The 24,971-nt window shown below is 47.1% G+C and carries 21 protein-coding genes; 19 read left to right on the top strand and 2 right to left on the bottom strand.

Annotated elements, in window-relative coordinates:
- Window positions 1-24 precede the first annotated feature (24 nt).
- The 13 genes from porK (at window position 25) to TBC1_RS07930 (ending at window position 16,407) form a co-directional block, all read left to right on the top strand.
- Window positions 25-1,380 carry a T9SS ring complex lipoprotein PorK/GldK gene (gene porK / locus TBC1_RS07990; RefSeq protein WP_062040543.1) on the top strand — a complete coding sequence of 452 codons (1,356 nt, stop codon included), beginning with the start codon at window positions 25-27 and terminating at the stop codon, window positions 1,378-1,380.
- Between the two features lie 74 nt (window positions 1,381-1,454).
- Window positions 1,455-2,306 (top strand): type IX secretion system motor protein PorL/GldL, encoded by an 852-nt coding sequence (porL, locus tag TBC1_RS07985; protein ID WP_062040540.1) that lies wholly within the window; start codon window positions 1,455-1,457, stop codon window positions 2,304-2,306.
- 51 nt (window positions 2,307-2,357) lie between these two features.
- Window positions 2,358-3,914 carry a type IX secretion system motor protein PorM/GldM gene (gene porM, locus TBC1_RS07980; protein ID WP_082189527.1) on the top strand — a complete coding sequence of 519 codons (1,557 nt, stop codon included), beginning with the start codon at window positions 2,358-2,360 and terminating at the stop codon, window positions 3,912-3,914.
- A 130-nt stretch (window positions 3,915-4,044) separates the two neighbouring features.
- Window positions 4,045-4,902, top strand: coding sequence for a type IX secretion system ring subunit PorN/GldN (gene porN / locus TBC1_RS07975; protein ID WP_062040535.1), 858 nt, complete (start codon window positions 4,045-4,047; stop codon window positions 4,900-4,902).
- Window positions 4,903-5,012: 110 nt separating this feature from the next.
- Window positions 5,013-7,109, top strand: coding sequence for an ATP-dependent DNA helicase RecG (recG, locus tag TBC1_RS07970; protein WP_062040533.1), 2,097 nt, complete (start codon window positions 5,013-5,015; stop codon window positions 7,107-7,109).
- Window positions 7,110-7,341: 232 nt separating this feature from the next.
- Window positions 7,342-9,807 (top strand): phenylalanine--tRNA ligase subunit beta, encoded by a 2,466-nt coding sequence (pheT, locus tag TBC1_RS07965; RefSeq protein WP_062040530.1) that lies wholly within the window; start codon window positions 7,342-7,344, stop codon window positions 9,805-9,807.
- A 469-nt stretch (window positions 9,808-10,276) separates the two neighbouring features.
- Complete coding sequence (locus tag TBC1_RS07960) at window positions 10,277-11,503, top strand: sigma-54 interaction domain-containing protein (RefSeq protein WP_062040527.1); 1,227 nt, start codon at window positions 10,277-10,279, stop codon at window positions 11,501-11,503.
- A gap of 10 nt (window positions 11,504-11,513) precedes the next feature.
- On the top strand, window positions 11,514-12,032 hold the full coding sequence (locus TBC1_RS07955) for an LptE family protein (RefSeq protein ID WP_236695645.1): 519 nt from the start codon (window positions 11,514-11,516) through the stop codon (window positions 12,030-12,032).
- Window positions 12,033-12,037: 5 nt separating this feature from the next.
- A complete protein-coding gene (locus TBC1_RS07950; RefSeq protein WP_062040524.1) occupies window positions 12,038-13,141 on the top strand; it encodes a hypothetical protein in 1,104 nt (367 codons plus the stop codon).
- A gap of 27 nt (window positions 13,142-13,168) precedes the next feature.
- Window positions 13,169-13,495: a preprotein translocase subunit SecG gene (gene secG, locus TBC1_RS07945; protein WP_062040521.1), complete on the top strand. Its 327-nt coding sequence runs from the start codon at window positions 13,169-13,171 to the stop codon at window positions 13,493-13,495.
- Between the two features lie 266 nt (window positions 13,496-13,761).
- Window positions 13,762-14,031, top strand: coding sequence for a co-chaperone GroES (locus tag TBC1_RS07940; protein WP_201781679.1), 270 nt, complete (start codon window positions 13,762-13,764; stop codon window positions 14,029-14,031).
- Window positions 14,032-14,064: 33 nt separating this feature from the next.
- Window positions 14,065-15,699: a chaperonin GroEL gene (gene groL, locus TBC1_RS07935; protein ID WP_062040515.1), complete on the top strand. Its 1,635-nt coding sequence runs from the start codon at window positions 14,065-14,067 to the stop codon at window positions 15,697-15,699.
- 159 nt (window positions 15,700-15,858) lie between these two features.
- Window positions 15,859-16,407: a DUF4468 domain-containing protein gene (locus TBC1_RS07930; RefSeq protein ID WP_062040512.1), complete on the top strand. Its 549-nt coding sequence runs from the start codon at window positions 15,859-15,861 to the stop codon at window positions 16,405-16,407.
- A gap of 14 nt (window positions 16,408-16,421) precedes the next feature.
- Here the strand turns inward: TBC1_RS07930 and TBC1_RS07925 are convergent, their stop codons facing one another.
- A complete protein-coding gene (locus TBC1_RS07925) occupies window positions 16,422-17,876 on the bottom strand; it encodes a bifunctional metallophosphatase/5'-nucleotidase (RefSeq protein WP_062040509.1) in 1,455 nt (484 codons plus the stop codon).
- Window positions 17,857-18,168 carry a hypothetical protein gene (locus tag TBC1_RS07920; protein WP_062040503.1) on the bottom strand — a complete coding sequence of 104 codons (312 nt, stop codon included), beginning with the start codon at window positions 18,166-18,168 and terminating at the stop codon, window positions 17,857-17,859. The genes TBC1_RS07925 and TBC1_RS07920 overlap by 20 nt, the downstream gene beginning before the upstream one ends.
- 282 nt (window positions 18,169-18,450) lie before the next feature.
- Between TBC1_RS07920 and TBC1_RS07915 the strand changes: the two genes are divergently transcribed.
- The 6 genes from TBC1_RS07915 (at window position 18,451) to TBC1_RS07890 (ending at window position 24,934) form a co-directional block, all read left to right on the top strand.
- Window positions 18,451-19,782: a hydroxymethylglutaryl-CoA reductase gene (locus TBC1_RS07915; protein ID WP_062040500.1), complete on the top strand. Its 1,332-nt coding sequence runs from the start codon at window positions 18,451-18,453 to the stop codon at window positions 19,780-19,782.
- Window positions 19,783-19,785: 3 nt separating this feature from the next.
- A complete protein-coding gene (locus TBC1_RS07910) occupies window positions 19,786-20,736 on the top strand; it encodes a GYDIA family GHMP kinase (RefSeq protein ID WP_062040497.1) in 951 nt (316 codons plus the stop codon).
- A gap of 11 nt (window positions 20,737-20,747) precedes the next feature.
- Window positions 20,748-21,824, top strand: a complete 1,077-nt coding sequence (locus TBC1_RS07905; RefSeq protein WP_062042885.1) for a diphosphomevalonate/mevalonate 3,5-bisphosphate decarboxylase family protein — start codon at window positions 20,748-20,750, stop codon at window positions 21,822-21,824.
- A gap of 2 nt (window positions 21,825-21,826) precedes the next feature.
- Entirely contained in the window at window positions 21,827-22,804 is a 978-nt protein-coding gene (locus TBC1_RS07900) for a mevalonate kinase family protein (RefSeq protein WP_062040495.1), read from the top strand.
- A 96-nt stretch (window positions 22,805-22,900) separates the two neighbouring features.
- Window positions 22,901-24,556, top strand: a complete 1,656-nt coding sequence (gene ade / locus TBC1_RS07895) for an adenine deaminase (RefSeq protein WP_062040492.1) — start codon at window positions 22,901-22,903, stop codon at window positions 24,554-24,556.
- Window positions 24,557-24,634: 78 nt separating this feature from the next.
- Complete coding sequence (locus tag TBC1_RS07890) at window positions 24,635-24,934, top strand: ArsR/SmtB family transcription factor (protein ID WP_062040489.1); 300 nt, start codon at window positions 24,635-24,637, stop codon at window positions 24,932-24,934.
- Window positions 24,935-24,971: the final 37 nt, after the last annotated feature.

Genomic DNA, 24,971 nt, shown 5'->3' with positions numbered 1-24,971 from the left:
TTTGCATTAAAATCAGGTACAAACATGAAAAGACTCTTCAACTACATCATTGCTGCCCTTATCCTGAGCAGTTGCGGAAATTCAGGTAACGGGGAACTGGTGGGTGTAAAAAAGCGTGAGAAATTTTATCAGCCCGATCCATTCGGAATGGCTTATATCCCGATGGGAAGTTTTACCATGGGAGTTGGTGATCAGGATGTGCCATATGCGCATATCAATGATCCGCGGACTGTTTCCGTAAGTGCATTCTACATGGATGAAACTGAGATCACCAATAATGAGTACCGGCAGTTTGTTTACTGGGTCAGGGACTCCATTGCAAGACGCAAGCTGGGCGAGATTAATCCCGAGGTTTATCTTGTTGAAGAGAATAAGAAAACCGGAGAAACCTATGATCCTCCTTTCCTTAACTGGAAAGCAGATATCAAATGGAACGGTGAAGAGGAGCGTGAAGCGCTGGAAGATATGTTTCTCCCTGAGCATGAACGCTATTTCCGCCGCAAGGAGATCGATACCAGGAAGTTGTTCTATGAGTATTACTGGGTTGATTTCAAAGCTGCCGCCGGGAAGGATTATTCAGCCGGAGACCCTGTGAATGCAGGTCTTGCAAACCGCCCGCAGGGACTGAAAGACCGCTCTCTTTATGTGCGTAAAGAAATCATTAATGTTTATCCCGATACCCTTGCATGGATTCATGATTATGCTTATTCATACAATGATCCTATGACTGAGCGGTATTTCTGGCATCCGGCCTACGATAATTATCCCGTAGTCGGTGTAAACTGGAAGCAGGCCAAGGCCTTCAGTATCTGGAGAACAGAGTTGCTCAGGGCTTATCTGAACAGCAAAGGAAATGCGGTTGTAAATGAATTCAGGCTTCCGACTGAGGCTGAATGGGAATGGGCTGCCCGCGGAGGAAATTCATTCAGCGCTTATCCATGGGGAGGCCCTTATACCCGTAACGAAAAAGGATGCTTCCTGGCCAACTTCAAGCCTTTGCGTGGAAATTACGTGGATGATGGCGGGTTGACGCCTGTAATCGTGGCCCATTATCCTGCCAATGACTTTGGCTTGTATGACATGGCAGGCAATGTTGCAGAATGGACAAACGATGCGTTTGATGAAAGCGCATACAACTTTACCTGGGATATGAATCCTGCGTACAACTACAATGCCAAGGACAGTGATCCTCCCGCATTGAAACGCAAGGTTGTCAGGGGAGGAAGCTGGAAGGACATTGCTTATTACCTTCAGGTAAACGCACGTTCTTACGAATTCCAGGATACGGCCAAGAGTTATATCGGCTTCCGTTGTGTGCAGAATTACATGGGACGTCAGAAAGATGATAACCCCGCCAGGGCATCAAAAATTTACAATTAATCAGGGATTACCTTTTTTCAGAAACTGAATAAACAACAAACTTTAATCACTCAACAAATTAACACGTAACTATCATGGGATTGAATAATGTCGTCAGAGGGAAAGCATTCAGGAACTTCATGGCAAAGCTTTACGGATGGGGAGCTTCTGTAGTTATTCTTGGAGCACTTTTTAAAATTAATCACTACCCCCTTGCCAATGAAATGCTCATCGTTGGTTTGGGTACTGAGGCCCTTATTTTCTTCTTTTCTGCTTTTGAGCCCCCGCACGTTGAGCCTGACTGGAGTCTTGTTTATCCGGAGCTGGCCGGCATGTATCATGGTGGTGGATCACCTGCTGGTCCTAAAGGGAAAACCCCGACCCAGGAGCTTGACAACATGCTTGAAAAAGCCAAGATAGGTCCTGAACTAATACAAAGTCTGGGCAACGGTTTGCGAAGCCTGAGTGAGAACGCGGGTAAAATGGCTGACCTTTCCAGCGCCGCTGTGGCAACCAATGATTATTCAAAAAATCTTTCAAATGCTGCCAAATCGGTGAATGATCTTTCACTGTCAGTAGCCAAAGCCAACGAATCAACCAACCAGTTTGCAGTTACCTATCAGCAAACCGCTCAAAGTCTGGCCAAATCGGTTGAGAAATTTGATTTTACCGGTCTGGATAACAGGACATACAGCGAGCAGTTGCAGAAAATCGGAAGCAACCTGGCCGCCCTTAATGCAGTGTATGAACTTCAGCTGAAGAATTCGAATACACATCTTGAGGATACCAACAAACTTCACTCCAGCATCAATCAATACCTTGCCAATATCAGTGGATCAAGTGAAGACATGACCCGTTACAGGCAGGAGCTCGATACACTTACCAAGAAAGTGGCTGCCCTGAACAATGTTTACGGTAACATGCTTGCAGCAATGAATGTGAAGTAATTTTGCTGCTGATATTTAACTGATTTTTAACACTACAAGATAAATTTTAATATGGCTGGATACAAGGAGACACCGCGACAAAAAATGATCGCGATGATGTACCTGGTGTTGACTGCTCTGCTTGCCCTTAATGTGTCTGTAGAGATCATTCAGGCTTTCGTCTCGGTAAACAACAGTATGGAGAATACCAACGAGAACCTCAAACTGAAGATCGATGAGACTTACGCAAGGTTTGAGCAACAGAACCTGATGAATGAAGCAAAAGTTGGTCCTTTCTGGGACAGGGCAAAGGAGGTCAGAACCCTCTCAAATGATCTGATTTCCTATATTGAAGATATCAAGTGGGAAGTGATTTCCAGGTCTGAAAAGATCTCGGTTGATGAAGCCAAAACAACCCCCCTTTCCGAGATACAGAGCAGGGATAAATATGACGTTTCGACCAATTACTTTTTCGGAGGTTCTCAGGATGGATCTAAAGGAAAAGCTGGTGAGCTCAGGCAGAGAATCGAGAAATTCAAAGCCGATGTCATTAATCAACTCGATGAAAAGCACCGTTCCAATGTAAAGCTCGGAATGGATACCGAAGGCCCTTACAAGGATGCCAATGGTAAGAATCAGAACTGGGAACAGCATAACTTTTATCACGTGATTCTCGCAGCCAACGTTACTTTCCTCAACAAGCTGATTGCTGATGTGCGCAATGTGGAAATCGACGTTGTTTCTTTACTCTATGGTTCAATTTCTGCTGAAGACTATAAATTCGACATGGTTCAGCCCAAGGTTATCCCCAATTCAAAACTTGTTTTCCAGGGAGATACTTATGAGGCTGAAATTATGGTTGCTGCGCTCGATTCGAAACAGAATCCTGAAGTGGTAATCGGCGGACGCACCATCCCTGCTTCCGGAGGTATTGCCAAATATACCGTTACCGCTGGTGCTACCGGTTTACAGACCTATCGCGGAACCATTAAAGTTGCCGGCCCCGATGGTGAATTGAAGGAATATCCGTTTGAAAGCGAATATTTTGTTATGACCCCTTCACTTACCGTGGCGCCTACCAAGATGAACGTGTTGTATGCCAATGTAGATAACCCCATCTCCATCGCCGCTTCCGGGATACCCGAGTCGCAGATTCAGCCGACCATCAGCTCGGGGACATTGCGGCGCGACGGTAAGGATTGGATTGCCCGGGTGCCTCTCGGACAGAAAGCCACCATCTCGGTAGTTCATAATGACGGGAAAACCCAACGGAAAATGGGCTCTGCTGAATTCAGGATCAAGCGTGTTCCGGATCCCAAAGCATTCATTGCAAATACGGATGGAGGCCCTGTTCAGAAGAATATGCTGCTTGCCGCCAGGGCAATTATCCCCCGTATGCCGGATGATTTCGATTTCGACCTGAATTTTGAAATCGTTTCGTATACATTTGTCGGAGTGCGTGGCGGAGATACTTATGAACGCCCGGGAACCGGTAATATTCTGACCCAGGAAATGCAGACCTTTATTTCAAACTGTAAACGCGGCGAGAGGATATGGCTGGAGAACATTATTGCACGTGGCCCCGACGGAAACCGCAGATTGGGTACCATCAGTCTTATCGTACAATAAGAAAGACTCCGAATCGTTTTACCTTGCAGATGCATCGTAAGACATTACAAGCAGGAATAACTGCAAAAGATTATTGAATCCGGTTTGTCAGCAAAATCCAGTCTGAAAACCGAAAATAAAGTAAAGACGGATGAAAAAATTATTTGGTTATTTTGTTCTGGCCCTTGTCATGGCCGGTCTTGCAAAATCAGCTGATGCCCAGGTGCTCGACAGCCCTCCGCGCGATGGTGTTTACGATAAGAAAGTCACCATTGAGAAAAAGCCCATTACCTATCCATGGGTTCGTGAAGCTGACGTGGTATGGCGTAAGAGGATATGGCGTGTGATTGACCTTCGTGAGAAGATGAACCAGCCGTTCTATTATCCTGAAGTTCCCCACAATGACCTCAGGAGCCTGGTTCAGGTTATACTTGACGCCCTCAAGGAAGGTACCATCACCGCTTATGATGCATCAAGCACCACCGATGAGTTTCTGGTTCCCCTGACTTATCAGGAAATCATGAACCGGCTGGAACGTACCGACTCAGCTACCATGCAAAGGCCATATCCGCCTTATGACTGGTATGATACGGTGATTTCGGTCAAGTTTAACCCTTCCGATGTTAAGCGGTTCAGGATTAAAGAGGACTGGTTCTTTGATAAGCAGCGCTCCGTGATGGAAGTCCGGATTCTGGGAATATGCCCGGTACGGGATAACTATGATGAGAAGGGCTTATTCAGGGCTTATGATCCTTTGTTCTGGATCTACTTCCCGGAGGCAAGGCCAGTTCTGGCAAAAGCCGAGGTGTTTAACCGCAATAACAGTGCTGCCCGGAAAACCTATGACGATATTTTCTGGAAACGGATGTTCACCAGTTATATCTACAAAGAGGACAACGTTTACGACCGCAGGATATCAGACTATGCTACCGGCATCGATGCACTGATGGAAGCAGAACGGGTGAAAAACGATCTGTTTATGTTTGAACACAATCTATGGGAATTTTAGTTCCCTTATTACTCTAAGAAATGAAACGCCCTGTCTTCCCGACAGGGCGTTTCATTTTCCGGGATTGCCGGTAATTTGTATCTTTGTCATACAGCAGCATTGGAAAAAGCATGGTCAGGCATATCCTCGATACACCGGTTGAATATCTGAAAGGCATTGGCCCTTCGCGGGCTGAAATGCTGCGGAAGGAGATTGAAATCAGGACCTTTGGAGATCTGTTGCATTATTATCCTTTCCGCTATGTTGACAGGAGCAAATTTTATACTGTAAGGGAGATAGACTCCGATGCCGCCTGGGTACAGCTCAAAGGCCGGATAACTGCCATACAGTCTGTTGGCTCGGAGAGGGTTTCCAGGTTGGTTATGACTTTTCGCGACAGCAGCGGAGAGACCGAACTTGTTTTTTTTCAGGGATTGAAATGGATCAGGGAAAAAGTTCAGGTTGGCCGGGAATATATCGTTTTTGGCAAGCCAAACCTTTTTCAGGGTAAGTACAATTTTACCCATCCCGATATTGAGCCCGCCGATGAGGAGATACAGGTTCATCAGGAGCCTCTTCAGCCTTACTATTCAACTTCGGAGAAATTAAAGAGCCGGGGCTTCACGCCCAGGAATTTCGTCAGGATTATGCGGACTTTATTGTCGCAGGTATATCAAGCCATACCTGAAACATTGAGTCCGCAGTTAATACGTCAGGCGAAGTTAATATCCAGGGCTGAGGCATTGTTCAATATACATTTTCCCCGAGATCCGCAAAGCCTGGCAAAATCACAGGAAAGGATCAAGTTTGATGAGCTTTTCTTTATTCAGTTGCAGCTGCTCCGACTTAAGTACATTAGAATGGATAAGGTTAAAAGCCGTTCTTTTGTCAAAATCGGGGAGTTTTTTAACTCATTTTATCGCAATAACCTTCCGTTCGAACTTACCAACGCCCAGAAAAAGGTAATCAGGGAGATCAGGGCAGACCTGGGTAGCGGGAAACAGATGAACCGGTTACTGCAGGGGGATGTGGGGAGCGGAAAAACTCTTGTAGCGCTGATGAGCATGCTGATAGCCCTGGATAATGACTGTCAGGCATGCCTGATGGCACCGACCGAAATTCTGGCTTCGCAGCACTATAAAACAATCAGCCGGATGCTGCAGGGTTTAACTGTTGAAGTCGCCCTGCTTACCGGATCTACCCGTAAGGCGTTGCGTGCTGATCTGCATACCCGTTTGCAGGATGGGCGGTTGCAGATACTTATCGGGACACATGCCCTGATCGAGGAGCAGGTGCAGTTTAATAACCTTGGATTGGTTGTGATTGATGAGCAGCACCGCTTTGGGGTCGCCCAGCGGGCCAGGCTCTGGGAGAAAAGTGCAATACCGCCCCATGTGCTGGTAATGACCGCCACTCCCATTCCGCGAACCCTGGCAATGACCCTTTACGGCGATCTGGATGTTTCGGTTATTGATGAATTGCCCCCCGGCAGGAAACCGGTGAAGACTTATCATTTCTACGAAAAAGACCGGCTGAAAGTATTCCGGTTTATGAAGGAACAGATAAGCCAGGGCCGGCAGGTATATGTGGTTTACCCCATTATCAACGAATCGGATAAACTGGAGCTTCAGGACCTTATGGATGGGATGGATACCGTTTCCAGGTATTTCCCCCTGCCTGAATATCAGATCAGTATTGTTCATGGCCAACTGAAGGCTGCAGAGAAAGAAAGTGAGATGAAACGCTTTCTGGAGAAAAAGACCCAGATTATGGTGGCCACCACTGTGATTGAGGTCGGGGTAGATGTGCCCAATGCATCGGTGATGGTTATAGAAAATGCAGAACGCTTCGGGCTTTCCCAACTCCACCAGCTTCGCGGACGCGTCGGCCGGGGCGCCGATCAGTCGCACTGTATCCTGATGAGTAGTTATAAACTTACCATTGACGGCAGGAAGCGCCTCGAAACCATGGTGCGCACCACTGACGGCTTTGAGATCGCCGAGGTAGACCTTCATTTGCGCGGACCCGGTGATTTGCAGGGCACACAACAAAGCGGGCTGGTCGGACTGAAACTTGCCAGTCTCGTGAAAGATGAGAAACTGCTCCGGCTGGCAAGGGAACTTGCTTACCGCACCCTGGATGAGGATCCCAAGCTCGAAAGACCTGAAAACCAGCCAATGGTGAAACACCTGCAAAGCAGTGAATTTGACTGGGGGAAGATTAGTTGATTAGGTGATTTGATGATTAGCGGATTAGCTGATTAAAGATTATTTGAGGAATCCATTTTGGATTGGATTTCTTAGCCGGGATCTCTCGCCAGGCCATAAACAAGCATAGACCAGAAACTTTTTTGATAAACATGACCATATTTATCTTCTTAACCTTAACCCAAGCCTTAACCTCAACCTCCGGCTTCAACCCAAAATTCCCTACCTTTGTCGCTTCAAATTTTTTCGCCTTATGAAGATTTCATACAACTGGCTCAGAGATTACCTTGATACAAACCTTTCCATTGAAGAACTTTCGCATCTGCTCACCGATATCGGACTTGAAGTGGAGGCTGTTGAGACGTTTGAATCGCTGAAAGGCGGATTGAAAGGGGTAGTAACCGGTGAAGTGATTACCTGTGAGCGTCATCCCAACGCGGATAAGCTCAGTGTTACGACCGTTGATGTGGGAGGGGCCGATCTGCTTCATATTGTTTGCGGAGCACCCAATGTGGCCGCCGGTCAGAAGGTGGTGGTTGCTACAACAGGTACAATCATCCATAAAGGGGATGAGTCTTTTGAAATCAGGAAATCGAAAATACGCGGTGAGGTATCCGAAGGAATGATATGTGCCGAAGATGAACTGGGCGTTGGTGATTCTCACGACGGAATCATGGTTCTGCCATCTGATGTAAAGATTGGTATTCCTGCAGCAGAATATTTCGGGGTGACCAATGATGTAGTATTCGAGATCGGACTGACACCCAACAGGGCGGATGCCGCATCGCACCTGGGCGTGGCAAGGGATCTGGCTGCGGCCCTTACCGCCAGGCATCCGGAACATCGCACCGCCGGAGTCAGAAAACCGGATGTCAGTGGATTTAAACCCGATAACAACAATCTGCCGGTTGCTGTTATTGTGGAAGATGCCATGGCCTGCCCCAGATACTCGGGGATCACCGTTTCAGGGATAAAGGTCGGTCCATCGCCGGCCTGGCTTGCCGACCGTCTGAAAGCCATCGGCGTAAGACCGGTCAACAATGTGGTGGATGTCACCAACTATGTTTTGTTTGAATATGGCCAGCCCCTGCATGCTTTCGACGCTGCGCAGATAGCGGGCAATACCGTTGTGGTAAGGAAAATGCCTGAAGGCACTCCGTTTGTTACCCTTGATGAAGTTGAACGTAAATTGGGCGCTGAAGATCTGATGATCTGCAGTTCCTCGGAACCAATGTGTATCGCAGGCGTTTTTGGCGGCATCAGATCAGGCGTGAGCGGTTCAACTACTGCCGTTTTTCTTGAGAGTGCCTGTTTCAATCCCGTATCTGTCAGGAAGACCTCGAAACTGCATATGCTGAAGACCGATGCCTCCTTCAGGTTTGAGCGGGGTACCGACCCTGAAATCACCGTAACAGCTTTGAAAAGGGCTGCATTGCTAATTAAGGAGATATGCGGGGGTGAAATATCAACAGGGGTGGTTGATGTCTATCCTGAACCTGTGATTCATCGCAGAATCAACCTGTCTTATGACTATGTAAACCGGTTTACCGGACAGGAAATTCCGGAAGCGGACATCAAAGTCATTCTCAAAGGACTTGAGATCGGAATTGTTTCAGAATCTGCCGGGGGGCTGGAACTTGACATTCCTCCGTTTAAAGTAGATGTTTTCGGCATTGCAGATGTCATTGAAGAAATCCTCCGCATATACGGATACAATAAAATTGAAGCCGGAGATAAACTGAATTCGAGCATTTCGTATCATCAGCGCCCTGACAGGGAGAAGTTGCAGAACCTGGTCGCAGATTACCTGAGTAGTAATGGATTTAATGAGATCATGACCAATTCGCTGAGCAGCTCGGCTTACTATGAAGGCGGTGCATGGTTTGACCCGGAAAAGTGTGTGAAGATGCTTAATCCGCTTTCGCGTGAACTTGATGTTATGCGGCAAACCCTGCTTTTCAGTGGCCTTGAATCGGTAGCCTATAACCTGAACCGCAGGCAGCTGAATCTTAAATTTTACGAATTCGGGACTGTATATGAGCAAACCGGTGCCAATGTAAAGGGAGATATTGTCAGGAGCTACCGCGAGCAGAAACTGCTTGCCCTTTTTGTAACAGGACGGTTGGTGCCCGAAAGCTGGTACAACAGCGAAAGTTCAGCGGATTTTTATCAGTTGCGTTCATACGTCACCGCTTTGCTGGCAAAAACAGGCATCGATCAGCGGCGACTTCAGGTTGCTGAAAGCCTGCCGCCCTTTTTTACAGCAGGGAGTGTTTATACGCTGAACGGGAAAGCCATTTATTGTATCGGGCGTCTTCATGTCAAATTACTGAAGCAGTTCGGGATTGGTCAGCCTGTGTTTTATGCGGGTATCCACTGGGATAACCTTATCGGAGTTATCCGGAATCATTCGGTCAGCTACAGCGAGGTATCCAGATTCCCCGAGGTTCGACGCGATCTGGCGCTCGTGCTTGATAAATCAGTGAAATATGCTGATCTGGAGGCTGTTGCTTTCAGGACAGGTAAGCAGTTGCTAAAAAAAGTTAACCTCTTTGATGTTTACGAGGGCGATAAAATAGAGGCCGGCAAAAAATCATACGCCATCAGCTTTATCCTTCAGGATGAAACCAAAACCCTGACCGACAAGGAGATTGATAAATTTATGGATCGTCTGGCCGCGGCGCTTGAAACGGAAACCGGCGCCAGGGTGCGCAGGTAATCGCAGGTAAGGTTTTGAGGGACTTTCTCCGTTTTGCGGATAATCCGGGGGAGACTGATCTGTTTGTTATATAATTGTTTTTTTTGCTTAATGGATTCTGATTCTGCTTAATGGCAGTTCGCTGCTGCTATAATCGGATCTGACACATGCAATCTCCTTCCGTTTGATAACGAATGAATCCGCCTGCAGTGTTAAACCCTGCGCTTATGGTTAGCCAGGCTTATAATTAACTGTATCTGAGCTTAGCTAGCCGTCAGCCTTTAAAAGATAATAACGGCACGCTTGTCTTAATAATAGCATGCCGATGAACAAGTAATTGCCATCGTTGACAACCGGTGACAACTCCGGCTGAACGGCTGCCTGATAATCTGAGTTGTATTGACAAAATGTCAGTTTTTTGCATAAGCATTGGCATAAGGTGCGTGCGAATTACTAACTTTGCATTGAATTAACAAGATGTTAAAAAATAATGGATATACAGTCGATCAAACAACGGTTCGGAATTATCGGGCACTCCCCTTTGCTCGACCGGGCCATTGATATAGCGAGGCAGGTTGCCGGTACTGACATTACCGTGCTGATAAACGGCGAGAGCGGGGTAGGTAAAGAGGTTTTTCCGCAGATAATTCACAATCTGAGCGCGCGTAAACATGGCCCTTATATCGCCGTTAACTGCGGCGCTATTCCGGAGGGAACCATTGATTCTGAATTGTTTGGACATGAAAAGGGGTCATTCACCGGGGCCCATGAATCCCGCAAGGGATATTTTGAAGTTGTAAACGGGGGAACCATTTTTCTGGATGAAGTTGCCGAGCTGCCTCTTTCCACGCAGGTACGTTTGTTGCGCGTGCTGGAAACCGGCGAATTCATTAAAGTAGGTTCTTCAAAGGTGATCAAGACAGATGTAAGGGTTGTGGCTGCCACCAACGTTGATATCCCGGATGCCATCAGCAAAGGCAGGTTCAGGCAGGATCTCTACTACAGGTTGAACACTGTGCCTGTTTACATTCCGCCTTTACGTGAGCGAAAAGAAGATGTGGTATTGCTGTTCAGAAAATTCGCTGCTGATTTTGCCGAGAAATACCGCATGCCCGCCCTGGAACTTGATGATTCGGCCAGGCAGATGCTGATGAATTACCGCTGGCAGGGAAATATCCGCCAGCTGAAGAATATTACCGAGCAGATCTCAATCATTGAGCAAAGCCGACTGATTACCGGCGCGATTCTGCAGAAGTATCTGCCATCAGAGAACAGGGACCTCCCTGTGCTGTATGGTAAGGAGCCTCAGGGCGGGGATTTCTCGGAACGTGAATTGCTCTACAAAGTGCTGTTTGACATGAAGCGCGATATCAATGAACTGAAAAAGCTTGTTGTTGATATCATTGACCAGGGGGAGATCAGTCATGAGCTGAAGCGCGAGCATCAGCCGATCATCACCCAGCTTTACAAGGAAATTGACAAGGCAGGACAACGGTTGCACGAAGAGGAGGCTGATCCCCATACTGAGCCGATAGTGCTTGATACCTTCTACGCCCCGGAGGTTATGGACGAATCCCTTTCACTTCAGAAGAAGGAAATCGACATGATCCGCAAGGCCATTGAAAAGCATGGAGGTAAGCGAAAGAATGCCGCAAAGGAACTGGGGATTTCCGAAAGGACGCTTTACCGTAAAATAAAGGAATACGACATCCGTTAATTTGATTGATATGTTTCAGATGGTCAGGAGAGTGGCGATTTGCCTTACACTTGCTGCAACGGTCGCAGCGTTGCAGTCATGCGGCGTTTACTCTTTTACCGGTGCCTCAATTCCTCCTGAGGCAAAAACGGTTTCAATATCGTTGTTTCCGAATAAGGCCGAACTTGTTCAGCCGAGCCTGAGTCAGACATTCACCGATGCTTTGCGCGACAGGTTTTCTTCACAAACCAACCTTGCCCTGATTCCCAGGGGTGGCGATCTGCATTTTGAAGGAGAGATTACAGGATATTCAACAGAGCCGGTTGCAATTACCGGTCAGCAGACAGCGGCGCTGATCCGCCTGAAAGTTACGGTCAACGTCAGGTATACCAATAAGTTCAATGCAAAGGATAGCTTTGAAACAAATTTCACCCGTTTTGAGGATTACAGCAGCAGCCTGAACCTGAACGCGGTGGAAGCCGACCTGATCAGCAAGATTACGGAAGCGCTGGTTGAAGATATTTTTAACAAAGCTGTGGTAAACTGGTAACAAGCATGAGGCCATCCCTGTTCGAGTCGTTCCTGGCTGATCCTGCTTTGCTGGATCATGAAAGCCTCCCGGCAATGGAGCAGCTTGCGCGTGAAATGCCTTATTTTCAGATCGCCCAGATGATGCTGGTGGCGAATATGCGAAAAACCGAAAGTATCCGGTATAATTCTCAGTTGAAAATAGCGGCTGCGTATGCCGGAGACCGTGGCATACTGAGAAAGCTGATGCACCGGGTGTCGGAATCGGCCGTCACCCTGAAGGAAAATGCATCTTCAATTCCGCACATAGAGTCAGCACATGCTGAAAAGACCGTTGAAACCGAAGTTGCGGAAATGCCGGTGCAGGCAGAAGTTATCCCGGAATCGTTCATGGAAATTCCTTTGGAAGACATTCATGCCAGTGATGCTGAATCGCCGGATGTTGAAATGCCTGATGAGGGAAAAGTTCAGTTTTCAGTAGAAAGCAAGAGTCTGCCGACGCCGGATGATGAAGAAGCTCATCTGCGCCATCTTCAGCAGATTGTTGCGCGTCGCCTGGCCGAAATAGCCCTTGGCGCGCGTGATAAACCCTCTGAGGAGTCGTCTCCGGCTGATGAGGATAGCCCCAAGGATATTGTTGATTCAGCGCTCGCTGCCACAGCGGAAATTGAAGATCATGGTGCTCAGCTGCATGAAGATGCTGAGCGTAGGCCACAGGATGAGGAGAAGTTCCCCGATGATCTTTTGCTGGCAGGAATGGAAATGAATACGTATGATCTTGAAATGGAAATTGGACGCGGGGATCATCCTGACAGTCAGGATCGCTCGTCAGTCCGTGGATTTACGCTGTCTTCATCAGGAAACAGCGAGTTGATAGACAAGTTTATCCGTAACCAGCCCAGGATCAGCCAGCCAAAGAAGGATTTCTTCAATCCGGTGGATAAGGCAAAGCAAAGTTCTGTTGATCATGAAGAGATTGTTTCAGAGACACTTGCCCGTATTCAGTTGCAGCAGGGGAATCCGGAAAAGGCGATAAAAATATATCGTAAATTAAGTTTGAATAATCCGGAAAAAAGTGCTTACTTTGCAGCCCAAATTGAGAAAATACAGGAAAACCTGTCAAACGGTTGAATTTAACGTTAATAATACAAACTTACAATGGGAGCTTATATTTTAGTTTCGGTGCTTATCCTCATCGCTTGCGTGTTACTGAGTCTTGTAGTACTGGTTCAGAATTCAAAGGGCGGGGGACTTGCCTCCAATTTCGCATCATCAAACCAGTTTATGGGCGTTCGTAAAACTGCTGACTTTCTGGAGAAAACAACCTGGACGCTGGCCATTATCCTGCTGGTTCTCAGTCTTTTCTCCATATTTGTAATTCCCCGCAATGTCAACGTATCGCGTTCCACAGATACTGAACTGCGTCAGCTGATCAACGAGCAATCCGCACCGGTTGAGGATTTTCAGGCTCCTCCGGCTGAATAAGCGTCAAAAACCTTTCGATAAAAAATGTCAGATTGTCATTGCAATCTGACATTTTTTTTTGACTGTGCCGGAATAAATTCTGATTATACCACCGTCATAAAATGGTAAAATTCCCTGTTAGTGCTGAAAATCAGGCATAATACCTTTCTGTCATCACGAAACGGATAAGGGAAAGAGGAGGAAGGGAATACTTTGGCACAAATTGTGTCAAAAGGCGTTGCAAACATGTTAATGTGTAACCTTAAAAAATAACAGCAATGACACAAGTGAATGTAAGACCATTAGCTGACCGTGTTCTGATAAAGCCGGCAGAAGCAGAACAGAAAACCGCCGGTGGTATTATTATCCCTGATACCGCAAAGGAAAAGCCCCAGCGCGGGACTGTTGTGGCAGTGGGGACTGGCAAGAAAGATGAACCACTTACAGTAAAAGTCGGGGATCTCGTTCTTTACGGAAAATATGCAGGCACCGAAATTACCGTTGATGGGAGTGACTACCTCATCATGCGTGAATCGGATATTGTTGCAATTATTTAATTACTCAGTGAATTAATTTAAAAATATCAAACAATGGCAAAACAGATTATTTTCAATATTGAAGCCCGCGAAGAACTTAAAAAGGGTGTTGACGCGCTGGCCAATGCAGTAAAGGTTACCCTTGGTCCCAAAGGCCGCAATGTTATTATAGATAAAGCCTACGGTGCACCGGTAGTAACCAAGGACGGTGTTACCGTAGCAAAAGAAGTTGAACTGAAAGATGGTATCCAGAATATGGGCGCCCAGATGGTTAAGGAAGTAGCTTCCAAAACCGCTGATGTTGCAGGTGATGGAACCACAACCGCCACCGTTCTGGCACAATCCATTGTTACTACCGGAATGAAGAACGTTACCGCAGGTGCCAATCCGATGGACCTGAAGCGCGGCGTTGACAAGGCTGTTGTAAAAGTCGTTGAGTTCCTGAAAACCCAGTCGATCAGGATTGAGGAAGGAAGCGAAAAGATTACCCAGGTTGCAACCATTTCAGCCAACAACGACAGTTTTATCGGTGAAAAGATTGCCGAAGCTATGAATAAGGTGAAGAAAGAAGGCGTTATCACCATCGAAGAGGCCAAGGGTATTGAAACTACCGTTAAGGTGGTTGAAGGTATGCAGTTCGACAGGGGTTATATTTCTCCGTATTTTATCACCGATACCGAGAAGATGGAGGCTGTTTATGAAAATCCGTTTATCCTGATCTATGACAAAAAGATCTCGGTAATGAAGGATTTCCTGCCGATTCTTGAGAAAACCGTTCAGACCGGCCGTCCGTTGCTGATCATTGCCGAGGATGTTGACGGTGAAGCGCTGGCTACGCTTGTTGTAAACAAGATCCGTGGCTCGCTGAAGATTGCCGCCGTTAAGGCTCCGGGCTTCGGTGACCGCCGTAAGGAAATGCTTGAGGATATTGCCGTGCTGACCGGTGGTACCGTTATCTCTGAGGAAAAAGGTTACAGGCTGGAGGACGCTGACCTCTCATACCTTGGCCAGGCCGATAAGATTACCGTTGATAAAGAAAATACGACGATTGTAAGTGGTCGCGGCGATGTTGACAACATCAAGGCACGTGTTGCCATGATCAAGGCACAGATTGAAACCACCACTTCCGACTACGACCGTGAGAAGCTTCAGGAGCGACTGGCTAAACTGGCCGGTGGTGTTGCGGTAATTTATGTGGGTGCTGCCAGCGAAGTCGAGATGAAGGAAAAGAAAGACCGGTTCGACGATGCACTGCATGCAACCCGCGCAGCCATTGAAGAAGGGATTATCCCGGGTGGGGGCGTCGCTTATATCAGGGCAATCCCCATGCTTGATGATCTGAAAGGCGAAAATGAAGACGAAGAAATCGGTATTGCAATTGTTAAACGTGCGCTTGAAGAACCGCTTCGTCAGATCGTTGAAAACGCTGGTCTCGAAGGTTCAGTAATTGTTCAGAAAGTACGTGAAGGTAAGGATGATTATGGATTTAACGCCCGCACTGAAGTTTACGAGAAACTCTTCCAGGCAGGGGTAATCGATCCCACCAAGGTAGCCCGCGTAGCACTGGAAAATGCCGCTTCGATTGCCGGTATGCTCCTCACTACCGAGTGCGTGCTCGCCGATATCAAAGAAGAAAAAGAGCCTGCCATGCCAAATCCGGGCATGGGCGGCATGGGCGGAATGTACTAAGATTCAACCCTTATTGCTATTACAGGAACCCCGCGCCAGCGGGGTTTCTGCATTAATGCCCTGACGAATTCAACAGGTCCTCAATAATTATTGCCTATCTTTGTAATGATAATTCACAATCAGAGATAAACCGTTGTTCTCTTAAAAACAGGTTTTGCCATGAAGATAAAACTTATTTTTTCATCATTATTTGGTCTGCTGTTTGTCTTTTCAGCAGTCAATGCACAGGAACCCGTTTCCGCTTATCCGGTTGATAAGGATACGCAACTGATAACCTATCAGGAAGTTGTTCAACAGGCAGGAACTGCAGATGAACTTTATATCCGGTGTATCGAATGGATCAATACACAATATAAAAACCCGGCTGATGCCTGCAGGGTGCGTAACCGTGAAAGCGGGGTGATAGAGATCAATCACCGGTTAGAGATTCTGAACGATGCTGAGGGAGATAAATTGATTGCGGGCATCGTTAATTATGTGCTCAAACTTGAGTTTAAGCCCGGAAGATACCGTTATACCATTACTGATATGACACTGAGACAGTCGTCGCGTTTCCCGATTGAGAAATGGATGGATAAAAATGACTCCATGTATTCCCCCTTGTGGGACACTTACCTTGAACAGGTGAATACGCAGATTAATGAATTGATAAACAGCCTGAAAGCGGGAATGCAGCCTCCGGTTATCAAGGTTGAAGAAAAGTGGTAAGACGCTTAAAAGGCTTAATCCGCTGATTTCACGAAAGCTCTTTTAACGCCCTTGTAATCAAGGGCTTTTTTGTTTCTGATATAATTGATCAGCGATTGCGCGGTAATGGTATAAAGAGAGGTTCCTTCATCCTTGTGGTCAAACTGATAACTGCTGGCGATATAGCTGCTGATGCCTGTGGCGTATGCTTTTTCCTCATCCGGTGCAGCGCCGTCAGGCAGCCTGAACTCCACTTCAAGTCCGTTGCCTGCTGCATCGGTGAGCACGGTATAAATGATGCCCGATGTCTGAAGGTCGATGGCGCGTTCACGGTTATATGCATTCAGGATCAGCGATCTGATTTCGGCGGGGGTCAGGTAAAAAAGGATTATTTCGTTCCCGAAAGGGTCGAGCTGATAAACATTTTTAATGGTGATATCCCCCTCAGGGAAATTATCAACGCGTATGCCGCCATTGTTCTGAAAGGCAATTTCGATCGGTGCGATGGCTGCCATGGCATCTGTCATCATGCTGCCTAATTCATCACTGCCGCGGATGTCGCTCAGGGCTGTGCCGATCACTTCATTCAACTCTTTGTTGTCATTGTATTGCAGGATCAGTTGTTCCAATTCTTCGTCGGTTTTGGTAAATGCCGGTATGCTGAGTGTTTCCGCATGCCTGCTTACCAGTTTTTTGTCGTAAAGTTTCAGGGTGGTTTTGGTTAAATAGCGAAGCCCCGATCCGGCCTGCATGATCAATACATCATTAAACACGGCCGGGGTCTTAACCAGGGTATGGGAGTGCCCACCCAGGATGAGGTCGAGCGAGGGGAGGATGCCGGCCAGTTCAATGTCGGTTTCATAGCCCAGATGCGTAAGTGCAATAAAGACATCACAACTGTCGCGCAATGATGCATAAGACGGTGCCACTTTTAATCCGTCGGGAAAAGAAAGTCCTTCCAATCTGCTGGGATGCGTATCCGGAAGACCGGCATCATTGACCTGGATAAGGCTCAGGATTCCTATTCTGATGCCATTCTCAAGGGTAATGATCACATAGGGTTTAAAGCTTACAGGACTTGATGAGTCAGGCAGGATATTTGCACTCAGGAAAGGGAAATGCGCTTCATTCATTCGCCTGGCAAGCATTTCCTGCCCGTAGTCAAATTCATGGTTACCCACTGCACTGGCAGAAAAGCCTGTCCGGTTCATCAGCTCTATGATGGGCTGTCCTTTTTCAGGGAATTGGTCAACCACCGGGTTTCCGGTGAAAATATCCCCGGCAGACAGCAGGAGCACGTATTTTTCGGCCTGCCTGATGCTGTCAACCATCGCTTTAAACCGCGGAAAATTGTCAATCTTGGCGTGCATGTCATTTACCGACAGAATCACTACCGTGGTTGTGTCGCTGACGGCAACAGCCTGTGAAATTATACTTGTGGTCAGGAGAAATATTAAAAGTGCAATCCGGCTAAAACCTTTCATTTTCATCGTTATAATTTTGAAATTCAACCAAATAAATTCTCTGCATCGGGGTGAGTCCGCCGTCAGGCTCTATGGTATTGCCGAAGTTATCAAATATCACCGGAAGCGGACGCGGAATGTCATGCTCCAGGGCCCTGTAATAAGCCCTTACTGCATCTATGGCCTTTGCTCCGCCAAAGAGATGAAATTCAACGTTGTTAACAAACAGGGTCATAATGTTTGAGAGGCAATATGATTCTTCAATAATACAACATTTTTCTGATTGAATGGTTGCCGGAGTACCCTTACTTTTGTTCATAAGGATCGCAGAATATAATTAAACAACTTTCCGTAAACAGAATATGTTCAGGATCGCTGTATGCCTTGTCATGAAATCCGTCAGGGTGATTTTTTGATTTTTTATTGTTTAATGTATATGCGCGAATATTGAACAAATTGTGTAAGTGCCGGTTTAAATATGTTGTTATTTGAACGGAACTGTTGAAAAGATCACGTTTACAATGTCATCAAAACGGTCGCTTATTTATATTTTTGTTGATTGTTCGGGCTGATTTCAACCTAATTCTGAAAGTTGTACACAATGATTGAAAAAAAATTTATATCCGGCTTTTCGAAGCTGACCAAGGACCTGAAACTCTCATTCATTGCCGCACAGATGCCCAACGGTGAGCACATCATCTCAGAGCTGAAGTCGTTCTGGCATCAGGATGCTTCGGTGCAAAAGATGTTTGATGAATTCAGCGAGAACACCCTTACCAATTATTTCTTTCCTTATGGCGTCGCCCCTAATGTGATGATCAACGGAAACATTATGATGGTTCCGATGGTGATTGAGGAGAGTTCAGTGATTGCTGCAGCGGCGAACAGTGCCAAATACTGGGCCGAAAAGGGAGGTTTTCACTCCGAAATTCTGTCAACTGTCAAGAACGGTCAGGTTCATTTTATCTGGAAGGGAGAATTCGGGCGGTTAAAAGAATTGTTCCCTCAGCTGAAGGATCAATTGTTGCAGCGTACATTCCCCATTACCGCGAACATGCAAAAGAGGGGCGGGGGTGTACTGGATATGGAGTTGATTGATATGACTTCAAAGCTTCAGGATTATTATCAGTTATCGGTAAAGTTTGATACCCGCGACTCCATGGGGGCCAATTTCATCAACTCCTGTCTCGAAGAGTATGCTTCCGGACTGAGGGCTTTTGTGAATGACAGCGGTCTTTTTGAAGGAGAACCTTTACAGGTGATCATGTCCATCCTTTCTAACTACACGCCGGAATGTACGGTCAGAACCTGGGTGGAATGTGATGTCAAGGATTTTGCCGACATCGATGACAGTCTTACTGCGGAAGATTTTGTCTGGAAATTTGAAAAGGCTGTACAGATTGCCCGGGTTGATGTTCACCGTGCGGCCACCCACAACAAAGGAATTTTCAATGGTGTTGACGCTGTGACACTGGCCACCGGCAACGATTTCAGGGCCATTGAGGCCTGCGGACACGCCTGGGCTGCCCGCGACGGACAGTATCGCAGTCTTACGGAAATCAAGGTTGAAGGAGGTCGTTTCCACTACAGCCTAACATTGCCGATTGCAATAGGAACTGTGGGCGGGTTGACTTCCCTGCATCCCATGGCCCGGTTCTCACTTCATCTGCTGGGCAATCCTTCCGCCCCCGAGTTGATGCAGATCGCTTCAGTGATCGGACTTGCCAATAACTTTGGCGCAATAAAATCATTGACAACCAAAGGAATACAGATAGGGCATATGAAAATGCACCTGTTAAATATTCTGAATATGTTCAATGCCGGTGAAAGTGAAAAGTTGCTGGCGGTGGAATATTTCAAGCATCATAAAGTTTCCCATAATGCTGTTGCCGGATTTCTGAGTTCAATCCGAAACGGTCACGTGAAAAATTAGGTTATGTCAGCTCCGTATTCGGGATATGCAAATGGTAAATTACTGATTACCTGTGAATACCTTGTAATGTACGGGGCGTTGTCATTGGCGGTGCCATTAACAGTTGGCCAGAGTATTCGGGTTGGCCGGGGCGCTGAGCCCGGTATCCTTCACTGGGAGGCCGGGGATCCGTCAGGTACCTGGTTTACAGCGAGGATTAAACTTCCGGATCTTGAGATTATAGCCTCATCGGATGAAAAAGCGGCCGCCTGGCTTACCGCGTTATTGAAAGCAACAAGGACCCTTAACCGCAGTTTTCTTTCTGATGCTGACGGTATTCAGGTTATAACTACACTTGATTTCGACCGCTATTGGGGCCTGGGAAGCAGTTCGACCCTGATTGCCCTGATTGCCCGGATGGCCAATGTGGATGCTTTCAGCCTGCACCGGGCCGTTTCAGATGGTTCAGGTTACGATGTAGCCTGCGCGCTGCATGATAAGCCGGTTCTTTTCAGGCTGAACAACGGAATTCCTGATATAAGGCAGGTTAGTTTTACCCCGTCATTTACAGATCAGTTGTATCTGATTTACCTTGGTCGTAAACAGGATTCTTCCCGCGAAGTTTATGAGTTCAGAAAAAAGAAGGCTTCCGGGTTTCAGAAAGAGACGGATGAAGTTACATCTTTATCGGATAAAATTGTCAGGTGCAATAATTTTGAGGAGTTCTCAACGCTGATTGACAGACATGAACAGATAATGTCATCTGTCCTGGGCCAGGTTACCATTAAAGAGCAACTCTTTCAGGACTTTCAGGGAAGCATTAAATCGCTCGGTGCCTGGGGGGGTGATTTTATTATGGCAGCAACAGCATCAGGAAATGAATATGTAAAAAGGTATTTTGCAGCGAAAGGGCTGGAAGTTGTTTTCCCCTTCCGCAGTCTGGTAAAATCGACTGATCTGACACCCGGTAAATGAAAGGCGGCGATATGACATACAGCACTAAAGATATTCCGGCCGAAGGTTTGTCGGCTTGCTGGAAGAGTCCTTCCAACATCGCGTTGATCAAGTATTGGGGCAAACTTGGCGGGCAATTGCCAGCCAACGCGTCCCTCAGCATTACGCTGAGCAATGCCTACACGGTGACCCGGGTGGCTGCGTCCCGGCTTGATACTCCCGGCTCAGGCCCTGAGGCGGAATTCCGGTTTGAAGGGGAACTTAATCTGCCCTTTTCATCGAGGATCAATACTTTCCTTAAATCAGTAGCCAGTCATTTCCAATATTTGCCTGATGTAAAACTCTCCATAGAAAGCGGAAACAGTTTTCCGCATTCTGCCGGCATAGCTTCCTCCGCTTCGGGGATGAGTGCACTGGCGCTCTGCCTTTGTGCGCTTGAGGCGCAGTTTCAAGACAAGGAAGCCGGTGCTCCGGGTTTTTATGAGAAAGCATCCTCCATTGCCCGCCTTGGCTCCGGTAGTGCTTGCCGTTCTGTTTACGGAGGAATTACTGTATGGGGCAGGCATCATGATGTGCCCGGCTCGTCGGATGAATATGCTGTACCGCTCCATTTCGATCCTCACCCTTTGTTTTCAGGCCTGAGAGATGCTATTCTGATTGTGGATCCGGGAGAAAAGAAAGTTTCGAGCAGTGTCGGGCATGGCCTTATGAATGGCCATCCTTTTGCTGAATCAAGATTTGCCCAGGCCGGGAGAAATCTTTCAGAATTACTGGTTGCACTGAAGTCGGGGGACTGGCAGGTATTTGCCAGGATTGTTGAAAATGAAGCCCTGAGCCTGCATGCCATGATGCTTGCTTCTGACCCCTGGTTTATTTTAATGCATCCCAACACATTGTTGATAATCAACAAAACAGAAGAATTCAGAAAACAAACGGGCGCAAAGGTTTGTTTTACCCTCGATGCAGGGCCGAACATTCATCTGCTTTATCCGGAAGAAGAGACTGAACGCATTGCTTCCCTTATCAAAAGTCTTAAATTGTATTGCTTCAATGAAAAAGTGATAGAAGATTCAGTAGGGGAAGGGCCTAAACAATTAACCTGCAGATAAAGATGAAAAACAAGACCGGGATTTTTTATGCTAAAATCCTTCTTTTCGGCGAATACAGTATCCTGTGCGATTCTATGGGGCTCACCATTCCCTATACACATTTCAGGGGAGAGCTTAGTTTTATCAAGCAGGATAAGTATACAGATTACGATTTTGCCGTCAGTTCGAACCGTTTGCTGAAGGAGTACGCTTCCTATCTCCGGAGCCTTAAGGAAAACGGCACCTTGCTGTGTGATTTTGATGTTGATGCTTTCGAGAAGGATATTGCGGAGAGCCTCTATTTTGAATCCACCATTCCCCAGGGGTATGGGGTCGGCAGTTCGGGTGCCCTGGTAGCAGCGCTATACGAAAGGTATGTGAGGGATCATATCCCGGGAAACCGGCGCCTGCCAAAACATGAGGTGCTTAAACTCCGCGAGATATTCTCCCAGATGGAAACCTATTTCCATGGAACCAGTTCAGGAATGGATCCCCTGAATTGTTACATCAAACACCCTTTGCTGATCCACAACCGGAAAGATGTCTGCATGGTGGGCATTCCCAGAAACAAGCACGATAAAAAAGGGGCTATTTTCCTCATCAATACCGGAAGCCCCGGTAAGACAGGTCCCCTGGTCAATATATTTCTCGACAGGTGTAAACTTGATGACTTTATGACGCGGGTAAGGGAAGAAATGATTCCGCTGAATGATGCCTGCATTAAAAGCCTGATAAAAGGGGAAACCCGGCGGTTTTTCGATACCCTGCGTGACTTATCCCGTTTTCTGTATGACAACCTCGAGCCGATGATTCCGGAAGCATTCCGGAAGATCTGGCAATATGGTCTGGAGACGCATTCATATTACCTGAAACTCTGCGGCTCAGGTGGTGGCGGGTTTTTGCTTGGTTTCACCGACGATCTTGAAAAGGCCAGGACTGAACTTCGCAACCAGGATATTGAAATCATCCCGGTTTATAAAAGCCTTAATGATGCAGAATAGCCCTTTCTCTTTCCGGAGTCAGTTGCTGCATTTTTAACTGAATGGTCGGAAAGTATTGGTTTATAAATAATTGATAAGTAGTTATCGGGTGTAAATATGGAAGTGAACTCAGCGTCATACAGGATAAGCGGTCAGGTAACAGATGTGGTTTCGGGCACCATTTTCCCCGGAGAGTTGATCGTTGAAAACGGTCGCATTGCTGCCATAGAACGTGTTTCAGTTGCCGGAGACCGGTATATTCTTCCGGGCCTGATCGATGCCCATGTACATATTGAAAGTTCCATGCTCCTGCCATCAGAATTTGCGCGCCTGGCAGTGGTTCATGGCACCACGGCAACGGTGTCGGACCCGCATGAGATTGCCAATGTCCTCGGCATGGAGGGTGTAAAATTCATGATTCGCAATGGTAAGAAAGTGCCCTTCAGGTTCTTTTTCGGCGCGCCATCCTGTGTGCCGGCTACCGGATTCGAAACCTCCGGCGCCTGCCTTGGTCCGGCAGAAGTGGAGGAGATGCTTTCATGGCCTGAGATACTGTATCTTGCCGAGATGATGAATTTCCCGGGTGTCCTTCACCAGGATGGGGAAGTAATGGCAAAGCTGGCCGCTGCCGCAAAATACGGAAAGCCTGTTGACGGGCATGCCCCCGGAGTGTTGGGCGAAGATGCCCGCCGGTATGCTGCCGCCGGTATTTCGACCGATCACGAGTGTTTTTCGCGTGAAGAAGCCCTTGACAAGATCAGGGCAGGTATGAAGATCCTGATCCGCGAAGGCAGTGCCGCCCGGAATTTTGATGAGTTGATCGGCCTGATCAAAGATTATCCGGAAATGATTATGTTCTGCTCCGATGATAAACATCCTGACGATCTGATCAACGGGCATATCAATCTGCTGATCAAAAGGGCACTGAAGTCGGGTTATGAATTGATGGATGTACTGCGCGCCTGTACGCTCAATCCGGTAAGGCATTACGGACTGGATGCCGGACTGCTGCAGCCCGGGGATAAGGCTGACTTTATTATCATTGATCATCCTGAGCAGTTCAACGTTCTGGCAACCTTTGTGGATGGCATCAAGGTTGCAGAACATGGTAAATCATTGATTGATCGGGTTAAGGAGGAGTCGCCGAACGCTTTCAATGCCATGACACTTTCACCCGGTATGCTGTCGATTGAAGCTGTATCCGGACGGATAAAAGTTCAGCAGGCATTGGCCGGACAGCTGATTACGGAGAAAAAAGTAGTTGCCGCAAGTATTTCGGATGGTATGGTTGTCAGTGATCCTAAGCGGGATATTCTGAAGATGATCGTCATGAACCGCTACAGTCCGGCTGAGCCGGCCATGGATTTTGTCTCCGGCTTCGGCCTGAAAAGAGGGGCCATTGCCTCTACGGTTGCCCACGACAGCCACAACATCATCGCGGTGGGTGCCGACGATGCTTCCATTGTAAGGGCTGTGAATATGCTGGTTGAGGCCAGCGGTGGAATAGCCTGTGTGGAGGGGCCTGATACACAGGCGGATGATGGACTGATTCTGCCGCTCCCCGTGGCAGGAATCATGTCGGCTGAGGATGGTTATACCGTAGCTGAAAACTATAAGATGATCAACCGCAAAGTCAGAAATCTCGGATCTTCGCTGGATGCACCGTTTATGACACTTTCTTTTATGGCTTTGCTGGTGATCCCTGCACTCAAACTGAGCGACAAAGGGCTGTTTGATGGTAATACCTTCGGCTTTACCACACTATTTGAATAAAACAAATTACATACGTAACATATACTTTTTATTGCAGATTATTTATGTATCTTTGCGAAAAATTTAATCCATAAAATTATGGCAAAAGAAATAGTTCTGGACATCGTAAAACTTGAGGCTGCTGCCAGCAAGTTACGTGCTATTGCACATCCGATGCGGATCGCGATCATTGATCTGCTAAACGAAAAAAAGAAACTGAGTGTAACCGAGATCTATGAATACCTGAAAATTGAACAGGCTGCCGCTTCTCATCACCTCAACATACTGAAAAGTAAGGGTGTTCTTCTTTCCAAGCGCGAAGGCAAGCAAATTCATTACTCGGTCAAAGCTTCTGCACTTACTGAGATTGTTCAGTGCATTGATAAATGTAACGGATAATCAGCAGAATAAATTATTCAGTTTACCCTGATGCAAT

The sequence above is a fragment of the Lentimicrobium saccharophilum genome (assembly GCF_001192835.1).
Classification (GTDB): domain Bacteria; phylum Bacteroidota; class Bacteroidia; order Bacteroidales; family Lentimicrobiaceae; genus Lentimicrobium; species Lentimicrobium saccharophilum.
The sequence above is the reverse complement of the archived record's forward strand: the minus strand, read 5'-3'. Positions and strand labels throughout refer to the sequence as shown.